Below are 12576 nucleotides of genomic sequence, written 5' to 3'. Positions count from 1 at the left end.
CATAACCACCCTACCAAGATAGTTAGAAAAGAAGCTGGTTATAAACCAGCTTTTCTTTTCTTCTCTTCAATTTTTTCACGGTACATTGCAACTTCGTCTTCAGCACAATAAACATAGTGTCCATTGAGAATTTCACGGAGCTCACGATCTTTCCCATCTGCCGCTGCAGGCTGGTAAACGATCCGTTTACGTGTGCGTTCATAGTCTGGATCTGGTAATGGAATCGCAGAAAGCAAACTTTCTGTATAAGGATGAACGCCGAAATTATAGACATCATCACTTGTGCCCATTTCCAATAATTTCCCACTGTGCATTACGCCAATTCGGTCACTGATATGTTTTACCATCGATAAGTCATGTGCGATAAACAAGTAAGTTAAGCCTTGTTCTTTTTGTAAATCTTGTAATAAGTTTACTACTTGGGCTTGAATCGACACATCCAAAGCCGAAATTGGCTCATCACAGATAATGAAACGTGGATTAACCGCTAAAGCACGAGCAATCCCGATCCGTTGACGTTGCCCACCAGAAAACTCATGAGGATAACGCGTACTGTGACTTGGATTTAATCCCACCGTTTTTAAAAGTTCATTGACTTTTTCTTCCCGCTCTTTTGGTGTTTTAGCTAATCCATTGACATCGATTCCTTCAGCAATAATATCATTGACTTTCATTCTTGGATTCAATGAAGCATATGGATCTTGGAAGATCATTTGAACATCGCGACGGAATGCTTGCATGTCCGCTTTTGATTTAATTTTGCTAATGTCTTTTCCATCGAAAAGAATTTCACCAGCAGTTGGATCATATAAACGAATGACACTGCGACCAGTTGTTGATTTTCCACTTCCTGATTCGCCAACTAATCCAAAGGTTTCGCCTTCATAAATATGAAAACTAATGTCATCAATGGCTTTTACTTCGTCTTTACGACCAACATTGAAATACTGTTTCAAACCAGTGACTTCTAATAGGACTTTTTTCTCTTCTGCCATTAATTACTACCTCCTGGATTTTTTTGACGCTCTGCATAAATTGCCCAACGACGAACAATCTCTGCTGGAGGCGTAACTTTTGGTGCTTGTGGTGCTAATAACCACGTTGCTGCTTTGTGGGTTGGTGATACTTCAAAATAAGGTGGTTCTTTTTCTGTATCAATTTTTAAAGCAAACTCATTCCGTGGATAGAAGGCATCTCCAGTTGGTGGATCTAATAAATCTGGAGGTGAACCTGGAATCGCATAAAGTTTGTCTTCTGTTCCTTCCATCGTTGGCATTGACCCTAAAAGTCCCCAAGTATATGGATGTTGTGGATTATAGAAAATTTCTTCTGCTGTTCCCACTTCAACCAGACGTCCACCGTACATGACAGCGACACGGTCAGCCACGTTTGCTACTACCCCTAAATCATGGGTAATGAAAATAATCGAAGTGCTAATTTTTTCTTGTAAATCTTTTAATAACTCTAAAATTTGTGCTTGGATGGTTACATCCAACGCTGTAGTTGGTTCATCTGCAATTAGAACTTCTGGATAACAAATTAAAGCAATTGCAATGACAATCCGTTGACGTTGTCCACCAGAAAATTGGTGTGGATAGTTTTTCAAACGTTTTTCAGCATTAGGAATGCCGACTAATTTTAGTAATTCTAATGCTTGCGCTAAGCCTTCTTTTTTTGAGACTTTATTATGTTTGATTAATGATTCCGCCACTTGTTTGCCAATTGGCATCGTTGGGTCTAATGAAGTCATCGGATCTTGGAAAATCATTGCGATTTCTTTACCACGAATGGCTTGCATTTGTTTTTCTGTTTTATGAACAATATCTTGCCCTTTAAACAAAATTTCCCCGTTATCAATATTGGCATTACTGCTCAACAAACGCATAATACTGCGAGTTGTAACAGATTTACCACTCCCTGATTCACCTACGATGGCTAACGTTTCACCTTTATAAAGATCAAAACTCACACCACGAATGGCGTTGACTTTACCTGCAAATGTATCAAAGGAGATTCTTAAGTCTTTAACTTCTAATACTTTTTCCATAGTCATTCACCACTCTTACTCTTTCATCTTAGGATCAAATGCGTCACGTAAACCATCAGCTAACAAGTTGAAACAAATCATGATAACTGAAAGTGTTGCCGCTGGAATCCACATTAAATATGGAAGGAAACGGAAAGTTTTGTATCCTTCGTTTAACAAGGTTCCTAAAGATGCGGTTGGTGGACGTAAGCCTAACCCAATAAAACTTAGGAACGCTTCAAAGAAAATTGCCGATGGGATACTGAACATCATTTGGACAATAATGACACTTGAGATATTCGGTAAAATATGTTTAATAGCAATTTTCCAACGAGATTCGCCCAATGTTTCTGCTGCCATGACAAACTCTTGGTCTTTTAGTTTCATGGTCTGGGCTCGCACAATCCTGGCCATTGATATCCAGTTTGTAATAACCATGGCTAAAACAATCGAAACAATCCCTGGATCAAAGACTGTTAGCATCAAGATCATAACAACTAAGTTAGGAATACCAGAAAGAACTTCTAAAATACGTTGCATCACTGTATCGACACGACCGCCGACTAACCCGGAAATCAGTCCATACGTTACCCCAATCGTAATATCTAGAATTGCCGCGATAAACGCAATTAATAAGGAAATACGTGTTCCCATAAATAAACGACTTAGGACATCACGACCTAAACCATCTGTTCCTAGATAAAAGTTTACGTTATCTGGAACGTTTGCTTGTGCATATTTATCAACTAATTGACCAGCAACTGTTGTTTTACCATTTAAACCATTCACGCTTTCCAAGCCAGGAATTCGTGGTGGTAAGTTAATGTAAGAAACATTTTGTTTCGTTGGGTTATGTGGTGAAACCCAAATGGTAATAATAGAGATAAAGATAATAACTGCTAAGAAACTCATTGAGATAACTGCAGCTTTATTCTTTTTCAAACGACGCCATGAGTCTTGTAAGAAACTTAAAGACGGTGTGGCAATACGCTCTCTTTCTTTTAGAGTTGAAGTGTTTAGAGGCTGAAACTCATCTGCCGGAATATCTTTAATCGCTTGTGGTAGATTATTTTTATTGACTGTTTCCATTAGCCTTTTGCACCTCCTGATACGCGAATTCTTGGATCAATTAAACCATAAAGTAAATCAACAATCAGAATTACAACAACTAACATTGTTGAATACAAAATAGTTACTGCCATAATTGTTGGATAGTCGTTTGTCATAATTGATTTTACAAACTGTTCCCCAATTCCAGGGATGGCAAAAATATTTTCTACTACTAAAGAACCTGTCATTAAACCAACGGCTAAAGGTCCTAATAAGGTAATCAATGGAATTAAACTGTTTCTTAACCCGTGGCGGAATGCAACTTGCCAGCGACTCAAGCCTTTTGCTTTGGCTAATTCGACATAATCACTATGCAAGACCTCTACCATCTCGGTTCGAATAAACCTAGCCGAATCGGCCATTGGACTCATTGCCAAGGCAATAGTTGGCAAGATTGTGTAGGCAAAACCATTCCACATAGCAATTGGTAAGATTCTTAATTTCATTGCAAAAATGTATTGTAATAATACCGCGAAAACAAAGTTTGGAATAGAACGACCTAAAATGGCTAACAATGTTGCCAACGTATCTACCCAAGTATTTTGACGCATCGCTGCGATAATCCCCAATAAAATACCGACTAACGTACCAAAGATAATCGCTTGTCCACCCAGTTGAAGGGACGGCCCAATTCGACCAGCTAATAACTTAGCAACAGGTTGGTTTTTAAATTGGAATGAAATACCAAAGTCTCCTGTTACCAGGTTCTTTAAGTAAATTCCGTATTGAACAATCACTGGTTTATCTAAGCCAGATTGTTTATTCAACATAGCGATTGTTTCTGGACTAAGTTTTTCTTGGTTGGTATAAGGCGTACCTGGTAATAATTGCATTAAGAAAAACGTAATCGTTGCGATTAACCACAAAGTGATAATCATGAAAAAGATCCGTTTAAGAAAATATTTTCCAAAACTATTCAATAATGACACCTCCGAGATTTTTTTGACTTCCTCAGTTATTTTCGTTAAAGTAATGACTAGATAGACCACAATAATAGATAGGGTGAACACATGAAAACTTTTAAATGGCCAATTATTACAGCCGTTATTTCCAGTATCGGCATTTTTCTTTACTTATTAATAAGTAAAGAACCTATCACTACCTCCTCATTATCAGATACCTTCTTTATCGTTTCGCTTTTCTTTTTAATTATCGGCATTGCTTTATGGATTATGTCCTCTGGCTTTTTCGATAACTTTCAGCGCTCAATGAAAAACGCGTTTCGTTTTAAAAAGAAAAATGAACCGAAAGAGTTTATCCCGCTTTCAGTCATTGGCGATGCACATCGCTCTTTCTGGCTAAAAACTGGGGGCATCTTACTGATTCTGTCTTTAGGCTTTCTACTATTTTACTTGGTCTAAGACAAGATAGCAAGAGGACCGTTGCCTTTTATTCCATGGCAAAGGTCCTTTTTTGTTTGCTATCGATCTTTTGTCAGGTTATTCTGAAATGTATGCCCATTTGTAGTCATACGTTGCGCCAGCAGGATGAACTGCGACATCTTTGACTTTTTCAGCACGTAAATGCGCTTCTGATTTTTGGAATAATGGTACCACACCCATGTCTCCCATAATCGTTTTCTCTGCATTTAACATATCATCCCAACGTTTTTCAGGATCTGTCGCATCTGCACTACTTGCAGCTTTCACGAACTTGTCAAACTCTGGATTGTTATAACGTCCACGGTTATATGAGTTATCTGAAGCAAATAAGTCTAAGAAACTACTTGGATCAGCATAGTCAGCACTCCAACCACCGATTACTGCATCAAAGTCGCCTTTGTTTGAACGATCTAAACGAACGGAGAATGGAACCGGACTAACCGTTACCTTCACACCATCTAAAGCATCTTGAATTGACCCTTGAACAAATTCAACTGTTTTCTTAGAAGAATCTGCATCTGAAGAAAGAATATCCATTGTTAAGGTTGAAATCCCCAATTCTTTTTTCGCTTTTTCCCAGTATTCTTTAGCTTTTTTCGTATCATATTCAATTTGACTACCTGCTTCTTTAGCAAAGTCTTTGCCGCCACTTGGGTCTTTTGCCATATCTGCTGGTACTAAACCGTTTGGCTCGATAGAACCATCCCCTAAGATTGATTCAACTAACGCTTTACGGTCGATTGAGTAAGAAATTGCTTTACGTAAGTTCGCATTTCTAAATGGTGATTTTTCATCACGTTGATTTAGTTCCATATATTGTGTTGATGCTTCTTTTTGACTAACAAAAGATGGGTCATTGGCCATTTGTTGGGCTAATTCACCAGAAAGAACGACATCGTCTGTTTGTCCATCTTGGAACAAGTTCAACGCGGTTGGTGATTCTTTCACGACATTCACATCTACTGAGTCCAGTTTCACTGTGTCTTTATCCCAATATTGATCGTTTTTCTTGAATGACCATTTTGTATCTGTACCAGGACCATCAAAGCCGTCTAAGACGAATGGACCATTGTAGACAGCACTTTCGCTGTTTGATGCATAATTTTTACCATATTTTTCCACAATATCTTGACGTTGTGGGAAGAATGATGGGAAAGCTAATAAGTAATCAAAGTATGGTGTTGCTTTTTCTAAAGTGATTTCTAATTCTGTATCACTGACTGCTTTAATTCCTAATTCTGATTTATCTTTTTCCCCTTTAGCAATGGCATCACCATTTTTTACAGAGGCATACAGATAAGCATATTCAGAAGCTGTCGCTGGATCAACTGTTCGTTGCCATCCGTAAACATAGTCATTAGCAGTCACTGGTTTACCGTCTGACCATTTTGCATCTTTATTTAATTTAATTTTGTATGTTAGTCCATCTTCAGAAACTTCTGCTTTTTCCGCTGCACCTGCAGGTTGGACTTTGTTATCTTTGTCTAAACGATAAATTCCTTCATATACATTATTTAATGCAATAAAACTAATTCTGTCTGTTGCTAGTGATAAATCAGCTGTTGGCATTTCTTGTTGTTCTGTGACACGTAAAACTTGTTCGCCACTTGCCTTACCGCCACCAGACGCACTTGAGCTATCTGACGTTCCGCCGCCTCCACAAGCCGCTAAAGTTGTTACGCTAAATAATGTAATCACACCGAATGTTAATGACTTTTTCAATTTCATAGTGTTGCCTCCTAAAATAATACAATCTGTATTTTCTGAAAAATCAGAATTTAATAATTATTTATTGCTATGGAATATATCTTACATTTTTCATATTAAAATTGCAAGTCAAAATGTTAACTTTTTTTAATTTTTCTTCTCTTCCTATCAGAAACCCCTCTTTTTCTTCCTGTCTTTTATTGCAATTCTTTTGTCAGTTTTCTAAACATTATGGTAAATTAGGAAGTAAAGGAGTGACAAAATATGAAAAATTCTACGTTTTTAAAGGATTTGTTTGCTATTGATAAAGCAAATGACGAATTATTTCGGTTAGTTGGTGTCGCAATTTGTATGGCAATTCCATTATTAATTGGTTATTTTTCCAATAATTTACTCATTGGGACCTTTGGCTCGATGGGCATTTATACGTTTATTTATTATCAGCCGCTTCCTTTGCCTCAATTATTGCGCAGACTGAATATTGTTGGCTTTTTTATTGTTCTGGGCAACAGCTTAGGAATGCTAAGTCACCATGTACCTTGGTTGATTCCCATTACAATTGCCATCGTCGCTTTTCTTGCACGCTTACTTTTTAGATTGTATGGCATTGAGAAGCCTGGTGCTTTGTTAGTTATCATGTCAACCGCAATGGGAACAAGCAACAATTTTCCTTTACATAAGATTCCCATCATGGCCAGTTTTGTTCTTTTAGGAGTAGTGACCGGCATTATCATGGGCATTGTGCTTCATTTCATCGACAAGCGCCCCTACGTTTTTCAAAAACGGATGTCTCTTCAAGAACGACTTTATATTGATCCCGCTTCTTTATTAGATGCTTTGCATTATGCGGCCATTTTATTTTTAGCGGCTTATTTAAGTCAATCGCTTCATTTAGTCAACGCTTATTGGATGACGTTTACTTGCGCAGCCATTTTACAAGGGGAAAATTTACATTCTGTGATGCAGCGAAATGTGCAACGGATTCTAGGTACGAGTCTCGGTTTGTTGCTTTCTGCAATTTTATTAATGATTCCCTTTACACCTTTACAAACAATCGGTATCATTAGTATTCTATATGCAGCTTTTGAAGGATTCATTAACAGAAACTATGCGATTGCCAGCTTTTTTATTACCCCGATGTCCTTATTATTATCAAATCTTGCACGACAGCAAGTCATTAGTAATCTTTTAAACTATCGATTAGTCGGGATTGTGTTAGGTAGTTTACTTGGTTTTGCCGGCGCTTATGTTTTCACAACTGCGCTACGTTTCTATAATCGGGCCTACTCAATTGATGAAACCTTTGAAAATCAACAAGAAGAAAGAGGCGTTTTATGAAAATAACTTATCCCTTGCCACCAAATCTACCAGAACAACTTCCTCTATTAACGAACTGTCAATTAGAAGATGAGGCAATCTTAGAAAATCATTTGTATCAGCAGATTGATTTACCGAATCAAGAAGTTCGTAACTTAGTCTTTCGGGATGCTGTTTTCGATCATCTTTCATTAGCAAATGGCCAGTTTGCTTCTTTTGATTGTAGTAATGTGCGTTTTGAAGCTTGCGATTTTTCTAACGTCGAATGGCTGTCTGGCAGTTTTCATCGAGTGACTTTCCTTCGTTGCAATTTGACAGGAACGAATTTTGCAGATAGCTATTTAAAAGATTGTCTATTTGAGGATTGCAAAGCCGATTATGCTTCTTTTCGTTTTGCAAATTTTAATCTTGTTCACTTTAATCAGACTCGTTTAGTCGAAAGTGAATTTTTCGAGGTCACCTGGAAGAAACTCCTTCTAGAAGCTTGCGATTTAACCGAAAGTAATTGGCTAAATACTTCTTTAAAAGGATTGGATTTTTCCAAAAACACCTTTGAACGCTTGACTTTCTCACCAAACTATTTATCTGGTCTTAAAGTCACCCCTGAACAAGCCATTTATTTGGCAAGTGCCCTTGGTTTGGTGATTACCTAATAAAATTTTAAAAAAATAGCCGAATAACTGGTTCTGTCGGTTCTTTCTTATTAAATTGTTATTAATTTTTTGGAAAAACCAACGGAACCATTTTACTTGTGCCTTATTTTTAGGTAAACTATCTTAGGTTAAGCAATCTCTTTTTTTGGAACAAGAGAAACTTTTGGAATCATTTCCTATAAATCATGAAGAGATTATGACAAACGTTCTTCTAATCCAATAACGTCTTTTGTCCTATACTCGATTCTACTCAAAAGGAATGTCAGTGAATGAATATAAAAAAACAAGGCCTCGGTCAAGCGACGGGAAAAATCATTTTAATGGGGGAACACGCCGTTGTTTACGGCGAACCAGCAATCGCCTTTCCTTTTCAAGCGACAGAAATCACAGCCGTCTTTACCCCAGCAAAAACTATGCAGATTGATTGTGCATATTTTACAGGATCGCTTGAAGACGTGCCCCAAGAGCTAGCAAATATCAAGGAAGTTGTTCAGCAAACCTTACATTTTTTAAAGGAAGATACATTTAAAGGCACTTTGACCTTAACAAGTACGATTCCCGCTGAACGAGGAATGGGCTCAAGCGCAGCAACCGCTGTGGCCATCGTTCGAAGCCTTTTTGATTATTTTGATTACGCTTATACATATCAAGAATTGTTTGAGCTTGTTTCCTTAAGTGAGAAAATTGCTCATGGCAATCCTAGTGGTATCGATGCCGCAGCAACAAGCGGCGCTGATCCCTTATTTTTTACTAGAGGATTTCCGCCCACACATTTCTCGATGAATTTATCTAATGCCTACTTAGTAGTAGCTGATACGGGAATTAAAGGTCAAACACGTGAAGCAGTGAAAGACATTGCGCAGCTAGCTCAAAATAATCCCACAGCAATCGCTGAAACAATGAAACAATTAGGTTCTTTTACTAAAGAAGCGAAGCAGGCAATTTTACAAGATGATAAACAAAAATTAGGTCAGCTAATGACGTTAGCGCAAGAGCAACTCCAGCAATTAACCGTCAGCAACGATATGCTGGATCGACTAGTGGCTCTCTCTCTAGAACATGGCGCTCTAGGAGCAAAATTAACCGGCGGCGGTCGCGGTGGCTGTATGATTGCCTTAACAGATAATAAAAAGACCGCACAAACCATTGCACAGACTTTAGAAGAAAATGGAGCTGTTACTACATGGATTCAATCATTAGAGGTGAAAAAGTAATGCTTTCAGGAAAAGCACGAGCGCATACAAATATTGCTCTGATTAAATATTGGGGAAAAGCCAATGAAGAATACATTTTACCAATGAATAGTAGTTTATCATTAACATTAGATGCCTTTTACACAGAAACAACTGTGACATTTGATGCCCATTATTCAGAAGATGTATTTATTTTAGATGGTATCTTGCAAAACGAAAAACAAACAAAAAAAGTCAAAGAATTTTTGAACCTTGTTCGTCAACAAGCCGATTGTACTTGGTTTGCAAAAGTGGAAAGTCAAAATTTTGTGCCTACTGCAGCCGGTTTGGCTTCTTCAGCGAGTGGTCTAGCTGCTTTAGCAGGGGCCTGTAACGTAGCCTTAGGATTAAATCTTTCAGCAAAAGACTTATCACGTTTAGCGCGACGTGGTTCAGGTTCTGCTTGTCGTAGTATTTTTGGTGGTTTTGCTCAATGGAACAAAGGCCACTCTGATGAAACGTCGTTTGCTGAAAATATTCCAGCTAATAATTGGGAAAACGAATTGGCCATGCTCTTTATCTTAATTAATGATGGCGAAAAAGATGTTTCCAGCCGTGATGGAATGAAACGAACAGTAGAAACTTCTAGCTTTTATCAAGGTTGGTTGGACAATGTGGAAAAAGATTTATCCCAAGTTCATGAAGCAATTAAAACAAAAGACTTCCCTCGTTTAGGAGAAATCATTGAAGCCAATGGGTTAAGGATGCATGGAACCACCTTAGGCGCTGTCCCTCCATTTACTTACTGGTCCCCAGGCAGCTTACAAGCGATGGCTTTAGTTCGCCAAGCACGGGCCAAAGGAATTCCTTGCTACTTTACAATGGATGCAGGTCCGAATGTCAAGGTTTTAGTCGAAAAGAAAAACTTAGAAGCATTAAAAACATTTTTAAGTGAACATTTTTCAAAAGAGCAGTTAGTCCCAGCTTTTGCTGGTCCCGGAATTGAATTGTTTGAAACGAAAGGAATGGATAAATAAGCATGATTGAAGTTACTACGCCAGGAAAGTTATTTATTGCAGGAGAATATGCCGTTGTTGAACCTGGCCACCCTGCCATTATCGTTGCTGTGGATCAATTCGTAACTGTAACTGTCGAAGAAACAACAGATGAAGGCAGTATTCAATCTGCACAATACAGCTCTTTACCTATTCGTTGGACACGCCGAAATGGTGAGCTCGTATTAGATATTCGCGAAAATCCTTTTCATTATGTTCTAGCGGCGATTCATCTAACTGAAAAATATGCGCAAGAGCAAAACAAAGAATTGTCATTTTATCATTTAAAAGTGACGAGTGAATTAGATAGTTCAAATGGACGAAAATATGGTCTTGGTTCAAGCGGTGCAGTAACCGTTGGAACTGTCAAAGCCTTGAATATTTTTTATGACTTAGGTTTGGAAAATGAGGAAATTTTCAAATTATCAGCATTAGCTCACTTAGCCGTTCAAGGAAATGGTTCTTGCGGAGATATCGCCGCCAGCTGTTACGGGGGCTGGATTGCCTTTTCAACCTTCGATCATGATTGGGTCAATCAAAAAGTAACCACTGAAACATTAACTGATTTGTTAGCAATGGACTGGCCTGAATTAATGATTTTTCCGTTAAAAGTACCGAAACAACTACGTTTACTAATTGGTTGGACAGGTAGTCCTGCGTCCACTTCAGACTTAGTTGATCGAGTTCATCAATCAAAAGAAGAAAAACAAGCGGCTTATGAGCAGTTCTTAATGAAAAGTCGGCTTTGTGTCGAAACAATGATTAATGGCTTTAACACAGGAAAAATTTCTGTTATTCAAAAACAAATTACTAAAAATCGCCAATTGCTCGCCGAATTATCTTCACTGACTGGTGTGGTAATCGAAACAGAAGCCTTGAAAAATCTTTGTGATTTGGCTGAATCTTATACAGGAGCTGCGAAATCTTCTGGCGCTGGCGGGGGCGATTGTGGGATTGTAATTTTCCGCCAAAAATCTGGGATTTTACCATTAATGACTGCTTGGGAAAAAGACGGAATTACCCCACTGCCACTTCACGTCTATACCTATGGTCAAAAGGAGTGTAAGGAGAAGCATGAATCGAAAAGATGAACATCTATCATTAGCTAAAGCGTTCCACAAAGAAAAAAGTAATGACTTTGATCGTGTGCGTTTTGTTCACCAATCGTTTGCTGAATCCGCTGTTAACGAAGTGGATATTTCCACTTCGTTTCTTTCTTTTCAGCTTCCCCAACCTTTTTATGTCAATGCAATGACAGGTGGTAGTCAGCGTGCAAAAGAAATTAATCAGCAATTAGGCATTATTGCCAAAGAAACTGGCCTTTTAGTTGCGACAGGATCTGTCTCGGCAGCGTTAAAAGATGCTAGTTTAGCGGATACGTATCAAATTATGCGAAAAGAAAACCCAGATGGACTCATTTTTGCCAATATTGGTGCAGGCTTGGGTGTGGAAGAAGCAAAGCGAGCGCTTGATTTATTTCAAGCGAATGCCTTACAAATCCATGTAAATGTGCCCCAAGAATTGGTCATGCCTGAAGGAGATCGTGATTTCACTAATTGGCTAACCAAGATTGAAGCTATCGTACAGGCCGTAGAAGTGCCTGTCATTGTCAAAGAGGTTGGCTTTGGCATGAGCCAAGAAACCTTAGAAAAACTTACCTCTATCGGCGTTCAAGCAGCGGATGTGAGCGGCCAAGGCGGAACGAGTTTTACACAAATTGAAAATGCCCGGCGGAAGAAACGAGAACTTTCTTTCTTAGATGATTGGGGGCAATCAACGGTCATCTCTCTTCTGGAATCACAAAATTGGCAAAAGAAACTAACTATTCTCGGCTCTGGCGGTGTGCGTAACTCTCTTGATATTGTCAAAGGACTCGCTTTAGGTGCCAAAAGCATGGGAGTTGCTGGGACTATCTTAGCTTCCCTTATGAGTAAAAATGGTTTAGAAAATACCTTAGCCCTTGTACAGCAATGGCAAGAAGAAGTGAAAATGCTTTATACTCTTTTAGGAAAAAAGACGACAGAAGAATTGACGAGTACCGCACTTATCCTCGATCCAGTTTTAGTTAATTGGTGTCATAACCGTGGTATCGACAGCACTGTTTTCGCAAAACGTTAAAGAGACCAGAACATTAATGTTCTGGTCTCTTTATTT

Annotated in this window: 12 protein-coding genes; 7 read left to right on the top strand and 5 right to left on the bottom strand. The window is 38.4% G+C overall.

Features of this window, described 5'->3' with window-relative positions:
- Window positions 1-38: 38 nt before the first annotated feature.
- From opp1F to opp1B, 4 genes are read right to left on the bottom strand one after another with little or no spacing between them, the layout of a single operon-like run.
- Entirely contained in the window at window positions 39-995 is a 957-nt protein-coding gene (gene opp1F, locus IGL56_RS03345; protein ID WP_002355795.1) for an oligopeptide ABC transporter ATP-binding protein Opp1F, read from the bottom strand.
- Window positions 995-2053 carry an oligopeptide ABC transporter ATP-binding protein Opp1D gene (gene opp1D / locus IGL56_RS03340; RefSeq protein ID WP_002355794.1) on the bottom strand — a complete coding sequence of 353 codons (1059 nt, stop codon included), beginning with the start codon at window positions 2051-2053 and terminating at the stop codon, window positions 995-997. The genes opp1F and opp1D overlap by 1 nt, the downstream gene beginning before the upstream one ends.
- 9 nt (window positions 2054-2062) lie before the next feature.
- Window positions 2063-3115 (bottom strand): oligopeptide ABC transporter permease Opp1C, encoded by a 1053-nt coding sequence (opp1C, locus tag IGL56_RS03335; protein ID WP_002355787.1) that lies wholly within the window; start codon window positions 3113-3115, stop codon window positions 2063-2065.
- Window positions 3115-4056 (bottom strand): oligopeptide ABC transporter permease Opp1B, encoded by a 942-nt coding sequence (gene opp1B, locus IGL56_RS03330; protein WP_002381304.1) that lies wholly within the window; start codon window positions 4054-4056, stop codon window positions 3115-3117. The genes opp1C and opp1B overlap by 1 nt, the downstream gene beginning before the upstream one ends.
- A 90-nt stretch (window positions 4057-4146) precedes the next feature.
- Here opp1B and IGL56_RS03325 point away from each other — a divergent pair, with 90 nt between their 5' ends.
- A complete protein-coding gene (locus IGL56_RS03325) occupies window positions 4147-4497 on the top strand; it encodes a DUF3899 domain-containing protein (RefSeq protein ID WP_002355784.1) in 351 nt (116 codons plus the stop codon).
- A 78-nt stretch (window positions 4498-4575) separates the two neighbouring features.
- Here IGL56_RS03325 and opp1A read toward each other — a convergent pair whose 3' ends face one another.
- The gene (gene opp1A, locus IGL56_RS03320) at window positions 4576-6246 is read right to left on the bottom strand and encodes an oligopeptide ABC transporter substrate-binding protein Opp1A (protein WP_429861291.1); all 1671 of its coding nucleotides are present in this window, start codon (window positions 6244-6246) and stop codon (window positions 4576-4578) included.
- 243 nt (window positions 6247-6489) lie between these two features.
- On the opposite strand from opp1A, the gene IGL56_RS03315 reads away from it, so the two are divergent.
- The 6 genes from IGL56_RS03315 to fni all read left to right on the top strand — a co-directional run bounded on the left by IGL56_RS03315 (window position 6490) and on the right by fni (window position 12540).
- Entirely contained in the window at window positions 6490-7563 is a 1074-nt protein-coding gene (locus IGL56_RS03315; RefSeq protein ID WP_002355782.1) for an FUSC family protein, read from the top strand.
- A complete protein-coding gene (locus IGL56_RS03310; protein ID WP_065813806.1) occupies window positions 7560-8195 on the top strand; it encodes a pentapeptide repeat-containing protein in 636 nt (211 codons plus the stop codon). Before IGL56_RS03315 ends, IGL56_RS03310 begins: the two co-directional genes overlap by 4 nt.
- A gap of 269 nt (window positions 8196-8464) precedes the next feature.
- Complete coding sequence (gene mvk / locus IGL56_RS03305; RefSeq protein ID WP_010815934.1) at window positions 8465-9409, top strand: mevalonate kinase; 945 nt, start codon at window positions 8465-8467, stop codon at window positions 9407-9409.
- The gene (mvaD, locus tag IGL56_RS03300; protein WP_002355778.1) at window positions 9409-10404 is read left to right on the top strand and encodes a diphosphomevalonate decarboxylase; all 996 of its coding nucleotides are present in this window, start codon (window positions 9409-9411) and stop codon (window positions 10402-10404) included. The genes mvk and mvaD overlap by 1 nt, the downstream gene beginning before the upstream one ends.
- A gap of 2 nt (window positions 10405-10406) precedes the next feature.
- On the top strand, window positions 10407-11513 hold the full coding sequence (locus tag IGL56_RS03295; protein WP_002364717.1) for a phosphomevalonate kinase: 1107 nt from the start codon (window positions 10407-10409) through the stop codon (window positions 11511-11513).
- Window positions 11497-12540 (top strand): type 2 isopentenyl-diphosphate Delta-isomerase, encoded by a 1044-nt coding sequence (gene fni / locus IGL56_RS03290; protein WP_002381302.1) that lies wholly within the window; start codon window positions 11497-11499, stop codon window positions 12538-12540. The genes IGL56_RS03295 and fni overlap by 17 nt, the downstream gene beginning before the upstream one ends.
- Window positions 12541-12576: the final 36 nt, after the last annotated feature.

Source organism: Enterococcus sp. DIV1316a (assembly GCF_050536915.1).
Taxonomy (GTDB): domain Bacteria; phylum Bacillota; class Bacilli; order Lactobacillales; family Enterococcaceae; genus Enterococcus; species Enterococcus faecalis.
This window is presented reverse-complemented; position numbering and strand designations above follow the sequence as displayed.